This window comes from Oceanobacillus saliphilus (assembly GCF_023522835.1).
GTDB classification, from domain to species: Bacteria; Bacillota; Bacilli; order Bacillales; family Amphibacillaceae; genus Oceanobacillus; species Oceanobacillus saliphilus.
On sequence record NZ_JALCZU010000002.1, the window covers coordinates 158575 to 182053 of the forward strand.

The 23479-nt window shown below is 38.5% G+C and carries 28 protein-coding genes; all 28 read right to left on the reverse strand.

Going from position 1 to position 23479, the window contains the following annotated elements:
- Positions 1-30: 30 nt before the first annotated feature.
- A complete protein-coding gene (locus MN204_RS03840) occupies positions 31-1077 on the reverse strand; it encodes a protein-glutamate methylesterase/protein-glutamine glutaminase (protein ID WP_249869766.1) in 1047 nt (348 codons plus the stop codon).
- Between the two features lie 6 nt (positions 1078-1083).
- On the reverse strand, positions 1084-1947 hold the full coding sequence (locus MN204_RS03845; protein ID WP_249869767.1) for a MinD/ParA family protein: 864 nt from the start codon (positions 1945-1947) through the stop codon (positions 1084-1086).
- The gene (gene flhF, locus MN204_RS03850) at positions 1944-3053 is read right to left on the reverse strand and encodes a flagellar biosynthesis GTPase FlhF (RefSeq protein WP_249869768.1); all 1110 of its coding nucleotides are present in this window, start codon (positions 3051-3053) and stop codon (positions 1944-1946) included. Before flhF ends, MN204_RS03845 begins: the two co-directional genes overlap by 4 nt.
- Entirely contained in the window at positions 3050-5083 is a 2034-nt protein-coding gene (flhA, locus tag MN204_RS03855; protein WP_249869769.1) for a flagellar biosynthesis protein FlhA, read from the reverse strand. Before flhA ends, flhF begins: the two co-directional genes overlap by 4 nt.
- A 19-nt stretch (positions 5084-5102) precedes the next feature.
- The gene (flhB, locus tag MN204_RS03860; protein WP_249869770.1) at positions 5103-6182 is read right to left on the reverse strand and encodes a flagellar biosynthesis protein FlhB; all 1080 of its coding nucleotides are present in this window, start codon (positions 6180-6182) and stop codon (positions 5103-5105) included.
- A gap of 1 nt (position 6183) precedes the next feature.
- On the reverse strand, positions 6184-6963 hold the full coding sequence (gene fliR, locus MN204_RS03865; protein ID WP_249869771.1) for a flagellar biosynthetic protein FliR: 780 nt from the start codon (positions 6961-6963) through the stop codon (positions 6184-6186).
- 3 nt (positions 6964-6966) lie between these two features.
- A complete protein-coding gene (fliQ, locus tag MN204_RS03870) occupies positions 6967-7236 on the reverse strand; it encodes a flagellar biosynthesis protein FliQ (RefSeq protein ID WP_249869772.1) in 270 nt (89 codons plus the stop codon).
- 278 nt (positions 7237-7514) lie between these two features.
- Entirely contained in the window at positions 7515-8180 is a 666-nt protein-coding gene (gene fliP / locus MN204_RS03875; RefSeq protein ID WP_249869773.1) for a flagellar type III secretion system pore protein FliP, read from the reverse strand.
- On the reverse strand, positions 8173-8832 hold the full coding sequence (locus MN204_RS03880) for a flagellar biosynthetic protein FliO (RefSeq protein ID WP_249869774.1): 660 nt from the start codon (positions 8830-8832) through the stop codon (positions 8173-8175). The genes fliP and MN204_RS03880 overlap by 8 nt, the downstream gene beginning before the upstream one ends.
- 16 nt (positions 8833-8848) lie before the next feature.
- Positions 8849-9211 carry a response regulator gene (locus MN204_RS03885; RefSeq protein WP_249869775.1) on the reverse strand — a complete coding sequence of 121 codons (363 nt, stop codon included), beginning with the start codon at positions 9209-9211 and terminating at the stop codon, positions 8849-8851.
- Positions 9212-9233: 22 nt separating this feature from the next.
- A complete protein-coding gene (gene fliY, locus MN204_RS03890) occupies positions 9234-10400 on the reverse strand; it encodes a flagellar motor switch phosphatase FliY (protein ID WP_249869776.1) in 1167 nt (388 codons plus the stop codon).
- Positions 10390-11385: a flagellar motor switch protein FliM gene (gene fliM / locus MN204_RS03895; RefSeq protein ID WP_249869777.1), complete on the reverse strand. Its 996-nt coding sequence runs from the start codon at positions 11383-11385 to the stop codon at positions 10390-10392. The genes fliY and fliM overlap by 11 nt, the downstream gene beginning before the upstream one ends.
- 34 nt (positions 11386-11419) lie before the next feature.
- Positions 11420-11839, reverse strand: a complete 420-nt coding sequence (gene fliL, locus MN204_RS03900; protein WP_249869778.1) for a flagellar basal body-associated protein FliL — start codon at positions 11837-11839, stop codon at positions 11420-11422.
- Positions 11832-12071 carry a flagellar FlbD family protein gene (locus MN204_RS03905; RefSeq protein ID WP_438804683.1) on the reverse strand — a complete coding sequence of 80 codons (240 nt, stop codon included), beginning with the start codon at positions 12069-12071 and terminating at the stop codon, positions 11832-11834. The genes fliL and MN204_RS03905 overlap by 8 nt, the downstream gene beginning before the upstream one ends.
- 28 nt (positions 12072-12099) lie before the next feature.
- A complete protein-coding gene (gene flgG, locus MN204_RS03910; RefSeq protein WP_249869779.1) occupies positions 12100-12894 on the reverse strand; it encodes a flagellar basal body rod protein FlgG in 795 nt (264 codons plus the stop codon).
- A gap of 88 nt (positions 12895-12982) precedes the next feature.
- Positions 12983-13357, reverse strand: coding sequence for a TIGR02530 family flagellar biosynthesis protein (locus MN204_RS03915; RefSeq protein WP_249869780.1), 375 nt, complete (start codon positions 13355-13357; stop codon positions 12983-12985).
- Between the two features lie 23 nt (positions 13358-13380).
- On the reverse strand, positions 13381-13842 hold the full coding sequence (flgD, locus tag MN204_RS03920; protein WP_249869781.1) for a flagellar hook assembly protein FlgD: 462 nt from the start codon (positions 13840-13842) through the stop codon (positions 13381-13383).
- 9 nt (positions 13843-13851) lie between these two features.
- A complete protein-coding gene (locus MN204_RS03925; protein WP_249869782.1) occupies positions 13852-15219 on the reverse strand; it encodes a flagellar hook-length control protein FliK in 1368 nt (455 codons plus the stop codon).
- 28 nt (positions 15220-15247) lie between these two features.
- On the reverse strand, positions 15248-15847 hold the full coding sequence (locus tag MN204_RS03930) for a MotE family protein (protein ID WP_249869783.1): 600 nt from the start codon (positions 15845-15847) through the stop codon (positions 15248-15250).
- Between the two features lie 5 nt (positions 15848-15852).
- Complete coding sequence (gene fliJ / locus MN204_RS03935; protein ID WP_249869784.1) at positions 15853-16299, reverse strand: flagellar export protein FliJ; 447 nt, start codon at positions 16297-16299, stop codon at positions 15853-15855.
- The gene (gene fliI, locus MN204_RS03940) at positions 16299-17621 is read right to left on the reverse strand and encodes a flagellar protein export ATPase FliI (protein WP_249869785.1); all 1323 of its coding nucleotides are present in this window, start codon (positions 17619-17621) and stop codon (positions 16299-16301) included. The genes fliJ and fliI overlap by 1 nt, the downstream gene beginning before the upstream one ends.
- Positions 17618-18373, reverse strand: coding sequence for a flagellar assembly protein FliH (gene fliH / locus MN204_RS03945; RefSeq protein ID WP_249869786.1), 756 nt, complete (start codon positions 18371-18373; stop codon positions 17618-17620). Before fliH ends, fliI begins: the two co-directional genes overlap by 4 nt.
- Complete coding sequence (fliG, locus tag MN204_RS03950) at positions 18366-19379, reverse strand: flagellar motor switch protein FliG (RefSeq protein ID WP_249869787.1); 1014 nt, start codon at positions 19377-19379, stop codon at positions 18366-18368. Before fliG ends, fliH begins: the two co-directional genes overlap by 8 nt.
- Positions 19380-19390: 11 nt before the next feature.
- Positions 19391-20980, reverse strand: a complete 1590-nt coding sequence (gene fliF / locus MN204_RS03955; protein WP_249869788.1) for a flagellar basal-body MS-ring/collar protein FliF — start codon at positions 20978-20980, stop codon at positions 19391-19393.
- A gap of 69 nt (positions 20981-21049) precedes the next feature.
- The gene (gene fliE / locus MN204_RS03960) at positions 21050-21355 is read right to left on the reverse strand and encodes a flagellar hook-basal body complex protein FliE (RefSeq protein WP_249869789.1); all 306 of its coding nucleotides are present in this window, start codon (positions 21353-21355) and stop codon (positions 21050-21052) included.
- Between the two features lie 19 nt (positions 21356-21374).
- On the reverse strand, positions 21375-21824 hold the full coding sequence (gene flgC / locus MN204_RS03965; RefSeq protein WP_249869790.1) for a flagellar basal body rod protein FlgC: 450 nt from the start codon (positions 21822-21824) through the stop codon (positions 21375-21377).
- A 2-nt stretch (positions 21825-21826) separates the two neighbouring features.
- On the reverse strand, positions 21827-22216 hold the full coding sequence (gene flgB, locus MN204_RS03970) for a flagellar basal body rod protein FlgB (RefSeq protein WP_249869791.1): 390 nt from the start codon (positions 22214-22216) through the stop codon (positions 21827-21829).
- A gap of 483 nt (positions 22217-22699) precedes the next feature.
- A complete protein-coding gene (gene codY, locus MN204_RS03975; protein ID WP_249869792.1) occupies positions 22700-23479 on the reverse strand; it encodes a GTP-sensing pleiotropic transcriptional regulator CodY in 780 nt (259 codons plus the stop codon).

Sequence of the window (23479 nt, forward strand, 5' to 3'; positions counted from 1 at the left end):
CATTTATGTGTTCCTGAACCCACCTTCAAGTTATTTCATTAACTTAACAAGCAATTCGGCTATTTCATGTATTGGTAATTGGTAATCCACATATCCTGTATGAACAGCAGATTTTGGCATTCCATATACGATAGATGTTTCTTCAGACTCAGCAATAACGGTGGATTTAGAATCTGTTTCTTTCATTTTTATTAATCCTTTTGAACCATCACTTCCCATACCAGTCAAAATAACAGCAATTTTATTGACTTGTTTCACAGTTGCTAGAGAATCAAGCAGGACATCGACAGCTGGGCGGTGACCTTTAATTGGTGCATCATCCGTTAAGTGGATTGCCATCGATTTGCCGACTTTTTTGACTGTCATATGGTAATCTCCAGGTGCAATATACGCAGTGCCTTTTTCTAACATTTCACCGTGTATGGCTTCTTTCACATGAAGATGACTTAATGTATTCAGACGATTGGCCAATGACTTTGTAAATCCTTTTGGCATATGCTGAACAATTAAAATTGGTGCTGAAAAACTAGCAGGTAATTTAGTCAGTACATGCTGAAGCGCTCTCGGACCGCCTGTTGAAGTTCCAATGGTTACCACTGTTTTGTCATAGCTGCTTTCAAGAATTGAATGGGGCTTTTTAGCGGACAGTTTTTTTATTTTTTTATTTTTGTTCATGTTTACCTGTGAAGCTGTAAACACTTTGGAAGTGATTTCATCCTCAATGGTTTGAATATCAAGTGATATGGAACCAGAGGGTTTTGTAATAAAGTCAATCGCACCATTCGATATTGCCTGGATCGTTTTTGCAGTACCTTCCTGCGTAACACTGGAAAGTATCACAACAGGAGTTGGATTATCCTTCATAATTTCCTGTAATGCATCCATTCCATCCATGATTGGCATGTGAATATCCATTGTAATCACATCGGGCGCCAGTTCCCTTGCCTTTTTAATTCCCTCTTCACCGTTCCGAGCAGTACCTATGACTTCAATCCGGGAATCGTTATTAAGGATGTCTGAAATTACCTTTCTCATAAATGCTGAATCGTCTATAACTAGAGCCCGGATCGGCTGCATCTCTAATCACCTCTCTATGAATTGTTTTAATTTCCGTACAAAATAAAAGGGCGAGGCTCTCTCAATTTCTTTTGAATTGGAAAGATAATTAAAGGTAAGTTCTTTTATCGCTTTTGCAGCTTTGGATTTTTCATTGTATAAAACATACGGCACTTGCCTAATTACGGCTTGGGTAACTGCTTTATCATCCGGTATAATCCCCAATGGGGTAATCTGCACATCCAAAAATTTTATTACCACCTCTTTAAAACGTGTAAGTGATTTGAGACCTTCCTGATAAGTTGAAGATCGGTTCATTACGATATGAACCGGCATCGTCTTCTGATTGTTAATGACATGTTTAATCATTCCATACGCATCCGTTAGAGATGTCGGTTCAGGTGTGGTAATTACAATACATTCATCTGATGCCAGGATAAAGAACAACCCATCCTCTGTGACCCCCGCTCCCATATCGAAGAGAATATAGTCATACATCTGTAATAGTTCCTTAAATTGTTCATAGAAATGGGATTTATCGCCCTCACTCAGCTTAAAAAAATTGGTCAATCCCGTACCTGCTGCAATGTAGGATAATCCATTTGGTCCTGTCTCTATTATCTGATGGACAGATAATTTTCTTTCAAACATATCGATGATTGTCTTATTAGCCCTTACTCCCATAAGAATATCGATATTGCCCATTCCAACATCCAAATCAAACAGCAATACTTTTTTTTGCTTGCTCATTAACGTTAGGGAAAAATTTAATGCGAAATTGGATTTCCCCACTCCACCTTTTCCACTGATAATGGAGATCGTTTTTGCCTCTTTTGGTGTGTGTATGGAATTGAGTTTACGTCTCAATCCTTCAGCCTGGTCATGTTTCATTTTCCGTCACCCACCAAAAGTTTGCTAATATTTTCAGGTTTTGCCAGCATTAAATCCTCTGGTACATCCTGGCCATTTGCAATACAGGCAATGTTAACCTGTCTTCCCAGTGAAATATTTAGCATGGTGCCATATTGGCTAGTTTCATCCAGTTTTGTAAAAATAACATCCCGAATAGAAAGATGCTGAAATTGGTCATAAATCTCCGTTATATCCTTTGGTTTTGTTGTCAGTGACAAGACGAGATACGTTTTCATCATTTCCATGTCCATCATGGATGTAAGTTCTTCTATATATTGTTTATCCCTGTAATTTCTTCCTGCTGTATCAACAAGAATCGCATCATAGCAAGAAAATTTTTCGATGGCCTGATGGTAATCACCAATTGTATAAGCTACTTCAACCGGAACGTTTAAGATACGCGCATAGGTTTTCAACTGCTCCACTGCACCAATTCGGTACGTATCTGCAGTGATAAAGGCTACTTTCTTTTGATCATCCAGTATCATTTTTGCTGCGATTTTAGCAATTGTTGTTGTTTTACCAACACCGGTCGGTCCAACAAATTGAATGACCTTCTTATCATATTTCATACCATGGGAACGTTGATCGTTTAGCTTTCTTTCTATAACCGACTTAACCTCGCCCATAATCAAATCGAGATCAAGGTCCTTCTCAGAGTTATCCGTTTCATCGATTACTTGCTGGATAATTTCCTCTGCAATGTTTTTTCCCACTTCCTGATCTAGTAAATGCTCATATGCCAACTGATAGAGAGAGGGAAATTTTTGATGTTCCGGTCTAGTTTGTAGTTCAAACATCTTTTTTAAGTTTTTAATTTCGTAGAGCAGTTCCCTATCTTCATTTTTTGGACGTAATTGAATTTTCTCATGTACAGTTGGTTTCGCGCTTTGTGTTTTTCTTGAAGGTAGGGGCTGTGGATCAATGGCAGCTACAACTTCAATATTCTTCTTTTTGAAGAAACCAAAAAAACCACCTTGTACAACCTCTTTCGAATGGAGAATAACAGCCTCCGATCCGAGGTCTTTCCGAATTAGATTCATAGCTTCCGGCATGGATGGTGCTACATATTTTTTTACTTTCATGCTACATTCACCACCCCAACACTTTGTACTTGAACATCTGGTTCGAGTTCGTTATAGGATAATACGACCACTTGTGGCAGAAATCGATCAAGCAATTGCTTCAAATACATTCTCACAGCTGGAGAACAGAGAATAATAGGAGATTCTTCTTGAAGTGCAAGTTTTTCTGCTTCTGCATGAATCGTCTTGATTATTTCCTGCTGTGTTTCAGGGTCAAGGGAAAGATAATTGCCATGTTCTGTCTGCTGAATATTTTCAGCAATCCGTTTTTCTGCCTTTCCTGAAACGGTGATTACTTTGAGTGACATGTCATCATTTGCATATTGTTTGGTAATTTGCGATGAAAGAGCTTGTCTCACATATTCCCCAAGCAGCTCCGTATCATTCGTCATTTTTGAAAAATCTGCTAATGTTTCAAAAATAATTGGCAGGTTCCGTATCGATATATTTTCTCTTAGCAGCTTTCCGAGCACTTTTTGAATATCTCCAATCGCCAGTGGCTCCGGTGTTACTTCATCGACTAAAATGGGGTAACTTTCTTTCAGATGATCGATTAACTGCTTTGTTTCTTCTCTGCCTAACAGTGTGTGGGCATGCTTTTTGATTACTTCAGTAATGTGGGTAGAAACAACAGAAGGTGGGTCAACAACGGTATACCCTGATAACTCTGCTTCATCCTTCATCACTTCACTAATCCATTTTGCAGGCAAACCGAATGCGGGTTCCTTTGTATCAATACCTTCAATTTCATCATCACTGAAATCAGGAGCCATCGCTAAATAATGGTCAAGCATGAGTTCACCTGATGCCACTTCATTCCCTTTAATTTTTAATCGGTATTCATTTGGGTTAAGTTGGATATTATCGCGTATTCGAACAACAGGAATTACAATACCAAGTTCAATAGCCAATTGTCTCCTTATCATAATAATCCGATCCAATAAATCCCCGCCCTGGCTAGTGTCTGCTAAAGGAATAAGTGCATAACCAAATTCAAACTCAATAGGGTCCATATTCAAGAGGCTGACGACATTTTCAGGTGCCTTCATGGCTGAGCTTTCCGACTGATCCTCTTCCTCAATATCGGGAATTTCTGGTTCTTCCGATTTCTTTTGCATCACATAAGCACTTATCGCTAATATTCCTGCAAGCAATGAAGTGAGAAAGAAGTTTATAGGTGTCAACCCAAGCAGAAAAATCGTACCAGCAGCAATATATAACATCTTTGGAAACTGCAGTAGCTGATCGGTCACTTCTGAACTGAGATTTCCCGAACCGGCAGATCTGGTGACTACAATACCAGTGGCAGTGGAAATTAGAAGTGCTGGAATCTGACTAACCAGCCCATCACCAACAGTTAATCTCATAAATGTATTAATGGCCTCTTCAAAAGACATTCCCATCTGAACCATTCCAATAATAAGACCGAAAACGATGTTGATTAGTACAATAATAATTCCGGCGATTGCATCACCCTTTACGAATTTACTAGCCCCATCCATGGATCCATGGAAGTCAGCCTCTCTTTCAATTTTTTGTCTTCTTTCTTTTGCCTGTTTCTCTGAAATGAGCCCTGCATTTAAATCTGCATCAACACTCATTTGTTTCCCAGGCATTGCATCGAGAGAGAAACGTGCTCCAACTTCAGATACACGCTCTGAACCCTTGGTGATCACAAGGAAGTTAATAATAACGAGGATAATAAAAACAACAAATCCAACAAGTGGATTACCGCCAATTACAAAAGTTCCAAATGTATCAACTACCCCACCCGCATCTGCATCGGATAAAATTGATCTTGTAGTTGAAACGTTCAGCGCGAGTCGAAACAATGTCAATAGCAATATTAATGTTGGAAAAACCGAAAACTGCAGTGGCTCTGTTGTATTCATAGAAACCAATATCACAATTAGCGCCAATAAAATATTAACTAAAATTAAAAAACTTAACAGCCATCCAGGAAGCGGAATGACCAACATGATTACTACTAAAATTACTGCTAAAAGTACTGATAAATCCCGCGCTTTCATAACTGTCTCTCCCTATTGCTCAAACTTTTTTCTCTAAACGGTAAACATAAGCCAAAATTTCCGCGACCGCCTTAAAAAATTCTTCCGGAATGACATCACCAATATCAGCAGCACTGGAAAGACCTCTGGCTAGTGGTTTGTTTTCCACGGTTATAATATTATTTGCTTTGGCAATTTCTTTGATTTTCAGTGCGGTTTTGTCTGTTCCTTTTGCTAGAATATATGGTGCACTTGCTTTTTCTTCATCATATTTGATAGCAACAGCATAATGCGTTGGATTGGTTATAACAACGTCCGCATTTGGCACTTCGCTCATCATTCTTCTCGTAGCCATTTGTCTTTGTTTTTCTTTGATTTTGGATTTGATTAAAGGATCTCCTTCAACATTCTTGTATTCATCCTTAATATCCTGTTTTGACATTCGCATATTTTTCTCGAAATCGTAACGCTGATAGGTATAATCGAAAACAGAAAGAAACAATAATGCGATGATGGATGCTATTCCCATAATGAAGGTTACCCTGCCGAAAAACCCAAGCGCATTTTCTGCGTTCGTAAAGGCCATCATCAACATCTCATCTTTATATATCCAAATGATGGTGAATGTAATCGTACCGATAAACACAATCTTAAATAATGACTTAAGTAGCTCCACTATAGCCCGAATTGAAAAAATCCTTTTTGCCCCTTGAATGGGATCAATCTTTTTTAAATCAAACTTCAATGGCTTTGTTGTAAAGAGAAAGCCTATTTGCATTAAATTTGCAGTCACTCCTCCAATCATGGCTATTACCATGATGGGCGCAAGTATCGTTGCGGTTTCTAATGTCAGACTTGTAAAAATCTGCTGCACGGTTAGTTCTGTTAGTTCCCAATTGATTAATTCGGTAAAGGAGTGCTGATAAATACCAGTCATTTTCCCCACCATGAATCCACCAAAGACAAATAAAGCAATCAAACAAAACAATAGTAAAACAGCAGTATTAATGTCCTGACTTTTAGCGACTTTTCCTTTTTTTCGTTCATCCTGCCGCTTCTTTGGAGTGGCTTTTTCTGTCTTTTCACCTGCGAAAAATTGCAAATCCAGTTTCAAGTGCAACTTAAGCACCTCCAAAAAGTTGCATGAGAACTCGCATTGCCTCAAACATTGAATGGAATAGACTTCGTACTAGCGTTATGTATAAAGGTAGAAATGCTAAAAGTGCTGCGAAGCTGACCAATATCTTCAACGGAAGGCCGACAACAAATACATTTATCTGCGGTACGGTTCGTGCGATAATCCCCATTGCAACGTCAACCAAAAACAAACAACCGACGATCGGTATAGCAATCTGAAAAGCTATCAAAAACATCCTATTAAATGTAGTTATGACAAAATCTGCAATAGAGCTATTCCCAAAAGGTATAAACGTATCAAGTGGAATAAAATGATAGCTATTAACTATTCCGTCTATTACTAAATGGTGACCATCTACCGATAATAAAAATAACAGGGCAATAATGTATAAATATTGACCAGTCAATGGCGTCTGCGCTCCTGTCTGAGGATCCATCACATTTGCAATGGCGAATCCCATCTGGAAATCTATAAATCCACCGGCAATCTGAAGCGCGGAAACGATGATGAATGCAATCAGACCTATAAGCAGTCCGACCATAGCTTCCTTAACAAGTAAGAAAATATACATTTCATTCATGACAAGTCCAGTAGAATCAACGGTATAAAACATAATCATTGCCAAAAAGAAACTGAAACCGATTTTGAATTGCAATGGAACCGTCCGATAGGAAAATAATGGCATCGTAACAAAGAATGCCAAAACGCGGACAAATATTAGCAAAAATACTGGAAGACTATTGATATTAACTAATTCAAGCATGTTTTACCCTACAAACTGATTTATATTTTGTAATATATTTGCTGTAAATTCCACCATCGTTGTAAGCATCCATGGACCGAAGAAAATAAGACCAACAAGCACAGCTACAATTTTTGGTACAAAGGCCAGTGTCTGCTCCTGAATTTGTGTGGTAGCCTGAAAAATACTTACTAAAAGACCAACAGCAAGAGCCAATAAAAGCAATGGTCCTGTAACAAGCAATATCGTATAAATTCCTTGTTCAGCCAGCGTTAATACGAATTCATTGCTCATTTGAACATGCTCCCTTCACTAGTAGTGCGGTTCAAAAAGGAGGATAAAAAGGACCGGTCGGCTAAGAACGCAACGTCCTGGAGCTGCGATTACTCGCTCCATCGAAAAGCTTTGTTGCAACGCCGACACTAGCACGTCCTGTGCGTCGAAAGTTCGAGGCAGCGTAGCTTTGAGTAGCGGAATGTATGCTTTTAATACATGAGCAACGGAAAAGCAAGCTAACGAAGAAATTCGATGTGTCATTTTTACCGGACTTTTTGAACATCCTATAATAACATCTAAAAACCACCAAGTAATGATTGCGTGATCAAATACCATCCATCAACCAATACGAACAATAGAATTTTAAACGGCAGTGAAATCATAACAGGTGGCAACATCATCATCCCCATGGACATCAAAACACTCGCAACAGCCATATCAATAATCAAGAATGGAATAAATATCATGAAACCCATTTGAAATGCTGTCTTCAGCTCACTGATTGCAAAGGCAGGCACCAGTGTTGTAAGAGGAATATCCTGAACAGTTTCAGGTGTTTCTGCCTGTGTATAATTCAGAAATAAAGCCAGATCTTTTTGCCGCGTGTGCCTGGCCATAAATTCCTTCAGTGGCGCACTCGCATTTTCATAGGCTTCATCAAGTGTAATCTCCTCATTGAACAGTGGCTGTAAACCTTGTTCATACACTTCACTGAATGTCGGAGCCATAATAAAAAAGGTTAAAAACATCGCCATCCCTACCAATACCTGGTTTGGTGGCATTTGTTGGGTAGCTAATGATGTTCTGACAAATGATAGAACAATGATGATTCGGGTAAAACTCGTCATTAGAATTAAAATTCCTGGAGCCAGCGAAAAAATAGTCAATAACAATAATAATTTAACAGACGTTGAGACATTCGCTGGATCAGAACTGGAAAACATATCTATAAATTCATTCATGTGTATCTTCCTTGTGTTTGTTAATCATTTTTTTTCTGTTTTGCTTCAAGTTTTCCAGCTCTTTCGAAAAGAGTGCTTTAAAATTGCTGTCGGTGGAATCATTTTTTCCTGCTTGCTGTTTCTTAGTGAGAGAAGTCAATAAAGCTCCTCCTGGAAAATCATCAGGGCTTCGTTCTTTACTAGCCATAATATCTTTTTTGATTTCTTCATCTGTTATTTCCTGCAGCATTTGTACATTATCACCGACACCAACTAAGTAAAGCTGTGTTCCAATGCGGACAATTTGAATGGACTTGTTTTGTCCTACAGATATACCACCCAAATTTTCCAATGCTTTAACCTGATTGAAAAGCTTGTTTCTTTTGTTCAGAAACTTGATTAAAAGATAGATTAGGGCGAGTATCAACAATAAAGCAAAAAACATTTTAATCAGTTCAAATATTAATGATCCTGGGCTTTCTGACTCTGTTAATAACGCGTTATTCGTTTCTTGGGCATCAACAACTGCATCATCTTCACAGTCAGCTTCACCTGCGAGACAATCGGTAACATTCGGTGCAGGTACTGCAGGTACTGCAGCTACCTCACTTACAAAAAGAACCGCAATAGCAAAAAGGCTAATACAAAAAATGTATAGAATATTTTTCTTCAAACTACTCACTCGTTTCTTAACTTAAGGCTTTTTGGATTGCCTCGATTACTCGGTCTCCCTGAAATGGTTTTACAATGAAGTCTTTTGCTCCGGCCTGTATAGCATCGATAACCATTGCCTGCTGCCCCATGGCAGAACACATAATGACTTTGGCATCTGCATTAAATTTCTTTATTTCCTTTAATGCAGTGATTCCATCCATTTCAGGCATTGTAATATCCATGGTCACCAAATCTGGTTCCAATTCTTTATATTTTTCAATGGCCTGTGCACCATCCTGCGCTTCTCCAACAACTTCATATCCATTTTTAGTAAGAATATCCTTAATCATCATTCGCATAAATGCTGCATCATCTACAATTAAAATACGTTTTCCCATTTATATTTCCTCCATTAATCACTTATTTTAATTTCATGATACGGTCAGATTGACTGATAATATCTGTTACCCGCACCCCAAAGTTTTCTTCTATTACAACAACTTCACCTTCAGCCACAAGCTTTTCATTTACCAATATATCAACTGGCTCACCTGCAAGCTTATCAAGTTCGATGATGGAACCGGACGAGAGATCCAATATATCTTTGATTGATTTTTTCGTGCGGCCGAGTTCTACAGTGACTTTTAACGGAATATCAAGCAACATGTCCAGGTTTCTATGCTCATTGTTTGTAAGCTCCACCTTTTCAAAATTAGAGAAGGTTGCCTGTTGTACTTGTGCCTGCTTCGAAATATTTCCATTACCAATATAGTGGGGATGGGATACTTCCTTGTTCGTGTCGTACGGATTTGACGTTTCGTGATAGGACTTGGATATTGGTTCTTGTATAGCAGCGACCGGTTCATTCTGGCTTACAGGTGGAATTTCCATCTCCAGGGCCGCTGCGACTTCTCCATCCGAAACATCTAGAAGCTGACCTACTAATTGTTTTGCAAATTGTAACGGTATTAGCTGCATCATATTGGAATCTATTAAATTGCCCACTGTCAGCTTAAAGAAAACTTTTACATATACATCTTCTTCAAAAATTGATTCATCATCTCTTAGCTCTCCATCCAATATGGAAGGTGGTGAAATATCGACACGCTTATTAAAAACGGTTGACATACTTGTCGCTGCTGCACCCATCATTTGATTCATCGATTCCTGAACAGCACTAATATGAATATCATTCAATTCGGTGTCCGGGTTGGTACCGTCTCCACCCAACATGATATCGGCAATGATTGCAGCGTCGTTTGCTTTAATTACGAATATATTTTTCCCTGAAAATCCTTCTATGTAATTTACTTGAACACTAACAGGTTCAAAGGTGAATTCATCTCCCAGTTTATCTTTTTCAATTACATCTACTACAGGAGTGGTAATTTCAACTTTTTGATTTAATAGTGTCGATAAGGTTGTAGCAGAACTGCCAAAGGAAATATTGCCAATTTCGCCTAATGCGTCGATTTCCAAACTGGAAAGATAGTTCTGCTCGTCGGCGGGTTTTGATGTGTCACTATCATCGGATATATTTAAAAGAGCATCAATTTCATCCTGTGAAAGCATTCCATCATTCATCATCTTCATTCACCCCATTTATTTCTTCTAAAATTTGCACAGACATTTTATTTTTGAGTTTTCCAGGCTGCACATAAAATTTCGGTTCATTGTTAACGGCCAATTTAAGCGGCATATCTATTTGCTGATCCAAAGCGATGACATCGTCTTTATGGAACCTCAGGAAATCGTTAACGGAAATCGTGGTTTCCCCCAGAATTGTCCTCAATTCCACTTCTGCTTGCTTTAGGTTTTTCGACATTTTTGTATATGATTGATCATCCCGGCTTTTCTTGGCTGATTGCATCCAATAATGCACAGAGAGCTTTGGAATAATTGGTTCTAGGATAATATGTGGGATGCAAATATTAATCATACCCGTTGTTTCTCCTATTGCCGTTGTTAAGGACACAACGACAACCGTCTCATTAGGTGCTACCATTTGTAAAAATTGTGGATTTTCCTCGAATTCCTCCAGGACGGGGTCAATGTCGATAACTGAACTCCATGCTTCCTGCAACGTACTGACTGCTTTTTCAAAGATCTGACTTAAAAGCAATTTTTCAATTTCTGTTAAACTATCACTTTTCTTTATCGTATTTCCTTTACCACCTAGAATTCTATCAAGCAATGCATACGCAATGTTCGGATTAACTTCCATAATCAAGTTACCGTCCAATGGAGCAACACTATATACATTTAGCACTGTCATTTTTGGTATCGAACGGATAAATTCATCATATGGCACCTGGTCAACAGATGTAACCGTAATATTTACATAGCTTCTTAATTGTGAAGAGAAAAACGTTGTCAGCATTCTGGCATAGTTTTCATGAATTCTTGAAATACTTCTTATTTGGTCTTTTGAAAACCGTAACGCCCGTTTAAAATCATAGACACGGACTTTTTTCTCCTGTTCTTCCTTCTTTAAATCTTCAGCATCCATTTCTCCTGAAGTTATTGCAGATAACAGGGCATCTATTTCATTTTGTGAAAGAACTTCATCCATTGACCATACTCACCTCCCCGTAGGAGTATAAATTCTATTGAAGTATTTTATTTATCGTATATACTTCTGTTACTTGTCCCTCTGTCATCAGTCCGTTCAGCTCAGTCATGACCACTTCCTCCAAGTTACTAAGTCCAGATTTAAAATCTTCCTCCGTCTTGGTAGCCAACTCCTTGATTAAAATATTTTTCAGCTGAAAATCGCGTTTTTCAATTTCTTGCCTTGCTTTTTTTCCATCGGTTACTATCTGAAACTGAATTCTGACAAAAGTACCATCTTCTAAGTCTGTCGTTATTTCAGGTGATTTATATGAATATTCCACAATGTCATCGATCGTTTGGGCATCGCCTTCATTGCCTTGCCCTGCAACATTCAGTACAACTACCAACGCTGCGATAGCACCTATCAATAATATCACTAATGATGTAATCATTGTTTTCACTAACCTACTCATCTTCTTCACCTGCCTCCTTATGTACTCTCTGCAAACCAATTGACTGATAATATTCTGTTATCAGTTTGATGACCTCAGAAGCCTCATTTTTTACTACGATCTTTTTACCGTTCAGGAGCGATATCGTAGTATCGGGTAGGGACTGTACTTGTTCAATTAAAACTGCATTAAGCGTAAATGGTTCATCATTCAGCCTTTTTAAATTAATCATAGTTATATGGCGGGAGTACATAAACTAATAAGTACTCCCTACCTCCCTGTTATCGTTTTAAGTTAACAAGCTCCTGCAGAATTTCATCAGATGTCGTGATAATTCTAGTATTTGCCTGGAATCCACGCTGTGCAGTGATCATCTCAGTGAATTCTTCTGCAAGATCCACATTCGACATTTCCAAAGAGCCACTTACGATTGATGCTGCGCCATCTGTTTCTGGAGTTACAAGTGCTTCCATAAGTCCAGCGTTAGGTGAATCTAAATATAAGTTACTTCCGGCTTTCTGCAACCCGGTTGGATTTGAAAAACCAGCAAGACCAATTTGACCAGCTTGTTCTGTTCCACCAGCTGCATTAATATAATTGACTGTTCCATTTGTTTGAATACTAAAACTTTGAGCTTCTGTCGGAATTGTGATGTTGCCGGCAAGACCTTGCAAATACAGACCATCTGAATTAACGATAGTACCATTATCATCCAGATAGAAATTCCCTGATCTAGTGTAGTATGTGGCGCCATCTGTTTCCTCTAATACAAACATTCCATCCCCCTCAATAGCTAAATCAAGTGGGTTATTCGTCGTTTGCTGAAATCCTTGTGTATGGATATTGCTGATGGTCCCAAGCTTTGAACCTAAACCTACTTGTGTGGCATTGATACCTCCACGTGTATCTGTTGCTCCCTGTGCTCCGGAAGTTGTTTGGCTCATTAGATCCTGAAATGTTACCGTTGCTTTTTTATAGCCTGCCGTATTTACATTGGCGATATTGTTTCCGATAACGTCTAGTTTGGTTTGAAAGTTTTTCATACCAGAAATACCTGCATACATTGAACGTAACATATTTGTTATCCCCTTTAAGGTTTAATTTTGGATTGCTGTATCTGTCAGTCAACAGCAATTATTGGCCTCCCATAAATAAGGGTCCAGCCTACTCATCTATTAAAATAGTACCGTTTATATTTGTAAAAATCCTACTTGTAGCTTCTTTAAGATCCATAGCTGTAACTACCGTGTTATTCTTCGTGTTTACAAGCAATGCTGCATTGTTCATGACTACAAGTGAATCGGTTACACCTTTTAGCTTTGCCTGCTGCATTTTTTCTCCAATCTTTTGCCACTGTCGGTCACCGATATGGATATTCCTTTCTGTTAAGCGCTGTGTAGCATGTTTACTTATTTTTAATGGCTGCTGCTCACCAGCTAAAACATCCTTAAAATTACGCGACGTAACATGTTGCTTTTGTCTTGCTTGCGATGGGTATTGTAATGCATGCTGTGGGACTTGATGAATTCGATGATCCATTACAATGCACTCCCTTTATTCAATTATGCTTCTCCTGCCTCTTCTGGTCGGTTCGAATCTCTGACTTGTGTAACTGCATCCGCATAAATTTTTTCACCGTTTTCCAGCTCGAGAACTGCCCATCCCTCATTTTGGCTAACAGCTACTACCTTACTGGAATGTAGCCCTGTTTCTTTGCCTGCTACTTCATCGTTCAACGGATAGGTCACTTCTTTACCAATCATATGGCTATACTGAATGACTGGTGAGATTAATTGACTCTGGACGAGCGTATCAATGGAACTCGACATATTCATCATTTGTTCCAATGAGGAAAATGTTGCCATTTGTGAAATGAACTCACGGTCATCCATTGGACTTGTCGGATCCTGATTTTGCAGTTGTGTCATTAATATTTTCAGAAATTCATCTTTGCCAAGCGTTGAACTTGGTGTCCTTGTTTTTGGCAAATTACTTAGATATAACGAGGGATCAATGGTTGTCATTGATTTCACCTACACTTTCTCATTCATTAACATTTCTTCAAATTGCAGTTCAAAACTATTATCGCTGCCCTGGTTATCCTTTTGATCTGATTCGCCAGATTGTTGCTGTGTCTGATCTTTTAATTGACCATTTTCCTGTTCTTTCTGCGTATTCGCTGACTGAACGGTTGGATCCTGCCTTTCGATAACAACTTGATGTGGAGAGAACATATTTCTCAACTGATGCATATTTGATTCCAGCATTTCTTTGGCAACAGCCGATGTAACAAGAATTTTCACTGTTATTTCCCCATTTATCTGTGTGAATCGAACCATCATTTCCCCTAAGTTATCTGGCCGAAGTGCTATTGATAATTGATTGGCTCCATTTGGCAACGTCGATAACTTGTTTGCGTTCATGATTTTTTGAAATTGTTCCATTAATTGCTCATCTGGAGATTGGATGTTTTGCGACTGGTTCATGTAAATTACAAACTGTTCCAATTTCGTGATTGGCATGGCAGTATTTAAAGTGACTGGCACATTAGACGCCTTGTCCACTTCCATTGCTTTAACGATCCACTTCGAGACATCGGTGACAGTAACTTTTGAATCAGCATTGTATAACTGTTTCCCAGCAAAATGCTCTCTTTTTTGAAAAGTTTCCAATACACTTTTCCATATCCCCAGTTCACTGCTTCCTTGATTCTTGTCAAGCATCTGTGATTGCGAATGATGAAGAGAGCCTTTGCTTAAGTCCTGCCATTGCTGTAGTAATTCCAGCATTTTGGGAGAAGCTTTTCGGACATCTTCCCGGGTCACAACGTTGGACAACAATTCCTCTGCCTGAGCTATCATGGATGTAAACTGTTTCTGGTAGAAATCCTTATATTTTTCTATTTCAGTCATCCCATACGTGTTGAAGGTCGTCTTGATCGGATTAGGAATGAAATCACGAAGTAAGAAAGGATTTTCATTCACCTTCGTATCTGTTTCGACATCTTCTGCTCCATTCGTCATAACTTGTTTGGAGGAAGTGATTTGATTAACGTATGGTTTCAGCTCTTCAGAAAGGGATTCAAGCTCAGGCTCAGATAATTTGATGATGGCTGTCTCTTCCTCATGACGCTCATCCAGCACGTGCGTATCCTCCGTATGATTATTAAATAGTAAATGGTGAAGTTCTTCGGGTATTTCATCTACGTTCAACATGGTGTAAACAGCTTCTTTACTAGGCATGGCTGGATGTTCCTGACCGACTGTTACAGGAAGTGCTGCATTTTCTTTTTCGTTCAAGATGCCTTGAAAAGGATTTGCTGTTTCCCTTAAAGCCTGTTTTGAATGACCAATTAACCCTTGGGTAGGTAGTACCTGTAGAAGCATATCTACGTTGTTCATTTTTTCACCTCCTTTCAAGCGATACATTTTAATTTTCTTCTGTTAGAAGGAGCTGTGTAAATTCAGCAGCATTCTCTGGGGCCATTGCTTCGAGAATATCCCCCCGAACTTCATTGGAAACTCCTTGTAAAATCAACACAGCCGTATCGTTTTCCATATTTTGAAGGATTAATGCTGCCTGTTTACTTTTCATTTCTTCATAGGAACGTATAACGATATCTATTCGCTCATCTTCAGAATTTTCTTCAGTTGACGTATCTTCTACATCCTCAGCGGTTTGCTGGCTGTTTTCCAGCTTTAAAATCTCTTGTTCTAATAATTGGATGGTAGCTTCCAAATCACTGATATTTCGATTTAATTCGATGATTTCATTATCTTTACTATCCAAGGCCGCCTTGACTTGCTGTTCATCACGTTCTGCAGCTTTCTCGTCATCTGTCGTAACCATATCGGAAATAATCGGAATAGTATTCCCTTTATCTTTTGCCCAATCCATGACATTAAAGCCGGCAACTCCCATAATAATAACTGCAAGTATCACTACAATAATTAGAGGAATCACGATTGCAAACAAAAACCATAGTATAGGATTCATTTTCTTACTTTGATCTTTCGTATTTTCTTTCATTTGTTTCACCTGTTTTTGTGGCTTAAATATTGCGTGATGGAAATTTCATCCATAAAATTATTTTCCACTTTTTTCCTATATTTTTCTTCGATATCATTTCGATTCTCTATGATTCTTTCAAACTTCTTTACTTCTATATGCGCATCCGAAAGTTTTACTTGTTTGGAATCCATATCGTTTCTTGCTTTTTGCACAAGCTTTTGCAACTCATTAATCTGTGTATTCAGCCTTTCGATATATACTGCCTGCTCCTTTATCATATCGATTGGTGCTGTTGAGTGAATATAACGATCATAAGACACTTCTGCATTTTCTTTCTTTCTTAGAAGGGTGTATAATTCTGTCGCTATTTTTTCAAAAGAATCCATAGATTGGTGATATGCTTTTTGGGCTATTTTCTTCTCATTTTCACGTATATCCAAGATTTTTGATAATGCAACCGTTCTAGCCATTAACTCAATCCTCCATTAAGCAGGTTTTTCAATAATTCAACCGTTTCTTCCAAGGATTTATATTCATATATATCCTGTTTTAAGAATTCCTGTATTTTCGGATAATAGGAAATTGCCCGATCGATTTCCTGATTTGACCCCCGTTTATATGCGCCTATGTTAATCAATTCACTATTTTCTTCGTAAACAGCGATAAGCTTGCGAATCTGCTGAGCTATTTCCTTATGTTCTGGATCTACAACCATATTCATTACACGACTGATCGACTTTTGGACATTGATTGCCGGGAACTGTCCCCTTTCCGCCAGCTTCCTGTCCATGATAAAATGACCATCAAGAATACCGCGAACTGCATCTGCTATTGGCTCATTCATATCGTCCCCATCAACGAGCACCGTATAAAAAGCAGTAATTGTTCCATTTAAATTTGTACCAGTTCTTTCGAGTAGTTTAGGGAGGATAGAAAAAACAGATGGCGTATATCCTTTTGTCGTTGGAGGTTCACCAACTGCCAAACCTATCTCCCTTTGAGCCATCGCTACTCTTGTAACTGAATCCATCATGAGATTAACTTTATAGCCCAGATCACGGAAATACTCACTAATTGCCGTTGCCGTATAAGCACCTTTTATCCGCATCAATGCTGGCTGGTCAGATGTAGCAGCAACTACTATCGATTTCTTTAAACCCTCATCACCAAGATCATTTTCAATAAATTCTCTGACTTCACGTCCCCGTTCACCAATCATTGCGATGACATTGATGTCTGCACTGCTGTTTCTGGCAATCATGCCAAGTAATGTACTTTTACCGACGCCACTCCCCGCAAATATTCCGATTCGCTGCCCCTCTCCCATTGTCAATAAGGAATCAATTGCTTTTACTCCTACTTGAATCGTTTTCCTTATAGGAGGGCGCGTCATCGGATTTGGCGGGGACTGATCTGTCAAATACCTTGTTAACCCTTTGGGTAATGATGCTTCATCATCAAGTGGCATACCAAGAGAGTTGACTACTTTTCCAATTAGCGCTCGTCCAACTTTAACAGTAAGCGGCTTGCCAGTGGATTCAACCAAACAGCCTGGTCCGATTTCTGTCACTTCTCCATAAGGCATCAGAATTATTTTTTCATTATTAAAGCCGACAACTTCGGATAGAATTGGTTTTCGGTCATTTGAAGAAGCGTGTATATAGCATACCTCACCAATGTTAGCCGCTGGACCTTCCGATTCTATCATCAGTCCCACTACACGCAGAACTTTACCATATCGTTTATATGTATCAGCCTTCTCGATGACGGTAAGATAATCTGTCAGTATCATGATTTGTTCTCCATTAGGTAGTCGTGTAACGCTTCCCTGATTTTTGATAATTGCGTGTCGATACTTGCATCAATCTGTCCAAATGGATGCTCAATCAAACAAGCATTTTCTGATAGATTCTGGTCAATATAAACGGAAAGCTTTGTGTCACTTTCCAGACTTCGATGCAACTCTTCTTTATGTTGCATTACCAATTCATAATTAGCTGGATGAAGTTTAATGGTTATGACAGACTGATCTTTAATTTCCTTAATTGCACCTCTGACAACTCCCATAAAAGAACTAGCATCGTCAGAAATGTTGCTGTTCAATATTTTACTGGCAACACTGACTGCAAGCTGTAATATGGCTTCATCACTTTTTTCAATGGTAGCGTGATAGTCCTTTGTAGTGGACTCAATAATTTGATTTGCCTGCAGTAGTTTTTCTTCGTATTCAGCTTGTCCTTCCCTTTTCCCTTGTTGAAATCCTGCTGTAAAACCGTCCTTTTTAGCCTGTTCAATCCATTGTTCCTTTTCTGTTTCCCAATTCTTTTTTTCCTGCATAATCGTTTGATTCGTCTGTTCTATTAACGTTTGTTTTGTATTAGTTAGATCTGTCAGTTCTTGCTGTAATGCATGGATTCTTTGCTGAATAACTTCCTTGTCCATTTCAAAGTGAACAGGTTCCTGATTTTGTACCTTTCGCAACTGCTCGAAAGGCTTGATTTTAATCAGTTTCTGATTTGATTGTTTCGATTGTGCATCAGACAATGATATCGTCTCCCCCGCCTCTGGCGATAACAATCTCCCCAATATCCTCCAGCCTGCGGATGATGGCTACAATTCTTGTTTGTGCTTCCTCCACATCCCGTAACCTGACAGGCCCCATATATTCCATTTCTTCCTTGAACGTTTCTGCCATACGTTGGGACATATTCTGGAATACAACGGCTTTCACTTCATCACTTGCAACTTTAAGGGAAAGTCTCAAATCCTCGTTTTCAACTTCCCTAATAACGCGCTGTATCGCACGATTATCAAGAATAACAATATCTTCAAATACAAACATCCGTTTTTTAATTTCATCTGCCAATTCAGGATCCTGAATCTCAAGTGCATCCAATATTGTTCGTTCCGTACTTCGATCGACACCATTTAACACTTCAACAACAGCTTGAATGCCACCGGTTTGTGTATAATCTTCAGTGGCAGAAGCAGAAATATTTCTTTCCAGAACCTGTTCCACTTGACTGATAATTTCAGGAGAGGTTGAATCCATTGTTGCAATTCTTTTGGCGACATCCGCCTGCATTTCCTGCGGCAAAGAAGACAGGATTTGTCCACCCTGCTCGGGGTCCAAATAGGATAAAACCAATGCAATTGTTTGAGGATGCTCACCCTGTATAAAATTGAGAACCTGCTGTGGATCCGCTTTTCTGGCAAAATCAAATGGCCTCACTTGTAACGAAGAAGTCAGTCGGTTAATTATATTGGATGCTTCCTGTTTACCGAAAGCCTTTTCCAATACCGTTTTGGCATAACCAATTCCTCCCTGTGTAATATAATCCTGCGCTACAGCAATTTGATGAAACTGCTCAATTACATCTTCCTTTAAACTAGAATCTACCTTTTTAACAGAAGAAATTTCCAAGCTCAGCTTTTCAATTTCTTCTTCTGACAAATACTTATAAACTTGAGCTGAAACATCTGGACCTAAGGAGATTAAAAGAATTGCTGCCTTTTGTTTTCCGGTTAATGTAGCTCTCTGTCTTACCATTTAATTTCCCCCTAATCTTCTCCGATCCAGCTTCTCAATAATTTTGCAAAGTCTTCCGGCTTTTCTTTAGCAATTTTCTCCAATTGCTTTCTTCTAACAACCGATTCTGATTCCTCATCCTGAGGTATGTCTGGAACTTCAGTCATAACAGGTTCTATAACTGTCTCTTCTATTATTTCCTCTTCGGTGTTTCGATTGCGGATTAATAAAATGATTAAAACGATGATAACTATTAAAAGAACAGCACCGACAATATACATCCATATAGGGATGGCCGGAGATGGAGCTGTTTCAATCAATGACGGACTTTCACTGAATTCCTGGAACACAATTGATATTTTCTCTTCAGGAACGACTTCTCCATAACCTGCATCAATTGTTGTACCAACGATGGAATCCAGAATAGAATAAAATCCTTCCTCCACTGCAATCTGTTCCTGCTGTGTCAAATATTCAATACCGTCGCCATTACTATTGGTTACATTATCTACTGCAACCTGAATTCCAAGATCCCTTACTTTATAAGGGCTTTCAACAATTTCCCTGCGAATACGGTTAAACTCGTAGTTGATTGTTTCTTTATCGAGTTCATACTCTCCGTTACCGTTTGCACCTCCTGGGTAGTTCGTGATATCTTCGTCACCAACTCCCACTACACCGCCTGTCCCATCTCCACTATAGGATTCCTGAATGGTTTCTAGACTAACAGGCAAGCCTTCCATATTTTCAATATCGACAGGTTCCACTAGTTCTTCGGTTCGATTTTCCTGGGTGAAATCGATATCAGCTGTCACTGAAACAAGTACATTGTCAGCACCGACCATTGTTCCAAGCATTTGCTGCAACCTTCTTTGAATATCCCTCTCGATATCCTTTTTTACAGTTTGTTGATATGTATAAGTATCCTGTGAACCAAATCCTGTTTGATTATTGCGGTCAAAATATTCAAAGTACTGATTCATAATAACAATATTATCAGCAGACAAATTTGGTACCGCTTTTGATACTAAATGGTAAAGCGACTCTATTTGATTGCCTTGAAACTGATATCCGGGCAACGTATTCAACACAATGGAAGCACTGGCTTCACCAACCGTTTCACTAACAAATACGGGATCCTCGGGCATATTAATCATCACTTGTGCATTCTCGATCCCATCAATACTTTTAATCAGATTGGCAAGCTCCGTCTGCATGGCATCGAGCTTCATAATATTAAATTCGTTATCCGTTATGCCCCATGATGTGTTTTCACTAAAAAACGAATAATCAATATTTCCGCTGTTTGGCAAACCCATCCCAGCCAAATCTACGAGCAACGATTCAACTTGTTCCTCCGGTACAGTTATTGTTGTTCCACCATTATTCAATTCATATGGAACTCCTCTGGCATCCAGCTCTGTTTTGATTTGTCCGACTTCCTGTAATGATAAATTATTATAAAGTGGTACAAATTGTTTATTCGTGTTTAATAATGATAAAAACGCAATCAATAAAATTGCTATTATAATTGTGCCCAGAAAGATCCCCTTCTGACTTTTCGAACGACTTATCCAAAAAGTAGTTGCTTTTTCTTTCCATTTCAAAAGATTTTCCTTCATATTTTCCCCCACCAAAGCGCAATAAGTTATCGACTACTGATTATTCTGTTGACTATGTATGCTTTCGATCTATACTTGCATTCTCATTATTTCGTTATATGCATCGATAACTTTTTTCTGAACTTGCACGGTAGTCTCCAGTGTAATACTTGCCTTCTGGGCTGTAATCATCACATCATGAAGATCATCAATTTCACCATTGGCCAATGCTACTGTTTTACTGTCAGATTCATTTTGTATGTGATTAAGATTTTCAATGGCACCTTTTAGTGTATCTGCAAACGAAGCCTGCGCTTCTCCTGGAGTAACAGAAGGTCTGGTAGTCATTTGTGCTGTATTCAATACCTGTGATACATCATTCATTGAGATAGTCATCACTGATGCTCCTTATTGTCTATTTTCCAATCTCCAAAGCTTTCATAAGCATACTTTTACTTGCATTCAATGCCGTAATATTAGCTTCATAAGATCTTGTTGAACTCATTAGATCCACCATTTCACGTAGAGGGTCCACATTTGGCATTTCTACATAGCCAGCTTCGTTGGAGTCAGGGTGGTCTGGATTATAAACGAGTTTAAACGGCTGCTCATCTTCTACAATGGAAGCAACTTTTACACCTGATACCGAATTCGCATTCTGGGCATGTTGCAGAAATGATTTAAAACTGCTGTCCGCCTGCTGCATAACTACCATTTTTCTACGATACGGTTCAAATTCGCCATTTTCATTCAAGACAGCTCTCGTTGATTGTGCGTTGGCAATATTGGAAGAGACCACATCCATCCGAAGTCTTTGAGCCGTTAAGGCACTTCCACTAGTATTGATGGCGTTAAAGATCGACATTATCAGTTACCTCCTCTTATTACTGTCTGCAGGCTCCCGAACTTACCATTAATCCGATCGACTAAACCATTATAGTAGATCTGGTTTTTTGCAAGTTCTGTCATTTCCCGATCAATATCGACATTATTTCCGTTATGGTTATATGTAGTATTGGAATTTGTTGTAATAAGATAAGAATAATTATGACTAGTGCTAAAAGGAATGTGTTTTTCGTTGGTTTGCTTTGCCTGTAGTGATAATGCATCATGTAAAGCATCTTTAAAGACAACATTCTGTGCCTTATAACCTGGTGTATCTGCATTGGATATATTATTTGATATCGCATTATTTTTTGCAGCTGCATAATCAAGTGATCGTTCCAACTTGTTAATTGTTCCTCCAAATAAATTCATCCATGATAACTCCTTTTAAAATTAAATTTAATCTAACAGTCATAAACGCAGTTCCTTCTACGAATATTGTAAGTTATAAAATTGTCAAAGTCTATTACTTTTCGACATTTTCTCCTATATGAAAACAAAATAGTTAAAAATTACTAGTCTATTATCATCAGCAATTATCCTTTTTATGTAAAAAAAGGATGGTAAAATGTAAATATGACTAATTAAGTACTATTTAAAATGGAAAATACTTTAATACTATTTCATTTTTGGTGCAAATGTAAATTCTTACCTTCCTAACCACTAAGTACAAATACCCATACATCAACTTAATCCTTATCATACTTTTCAGTGACAGCTATATACACGTATGCACATAGGAAACCAACAATGCTGGACCGTTCTCTCCCGCCATGTTGGTTTCTAACTGCAAATGAAAGGAAGCTGGCATATGCCAGCTTCCTTTCGCTTTTTGATTAAATTATAATGGAGAACTTATCTTGAACGAAGTTTTTCAAGCTCTACAAGGAATTTATCGTTTAGAACTTTAATGTAAGTACCTTTCATTCCAAGTGAACGTGATTCGATTACTCCAGCACTTTCAAGTTTTCTTAATGCATTAACGATTACTGATCTCGTGATTCCAACTCTGTCAGCAATCTTACTAGCAACGAGTAAACCTTCATTTCCATTTAACTCTTCAAAGATATGGTCAATTGCTTCCAATTCACTGTAAGAAAGTGAGCTGATTGCCATTTGTACAACTGCTTTACTTCTGGCTTCCATTTCAATTTCTCCCGTTTTCTCATGCAGAATTTCCATTCCGACAACTGTTGCACCATATTCTGCCAAAAGCAGATCATCATCATTGAAGTCGTCGTCAACTCTTCCTAAGATTAATGTTCCTAGACGTTCTCCTCCACCAATGATTGGTACTATTGTTGTTAGGCCTTCTTTAAATAGTTCCTTGTTCTCAACAGGGAAAACAGTATGAGGACTGTTGATATCGAGATTAGCAGTTGTTTCACGGATATCGTGAAGCCCCTGTGTATATTCTTCAGGGAACTGTCTTTCTTCAAGCATTGATTTCATGCGTTCATTTTCGATTTCCTGGTTTACAGCAAACCCCAACAACTTACCTCGTCTACTGACAATGTACACATTCCCTTTGATTACGTCTCTTAATGATGCAGACATTTCGTTAAAGTTAACTGACTTACCTGTTGCTTTTTGTAACATTGCGTTGATTTTTCTTGCGCGATTTAATAGATCCAT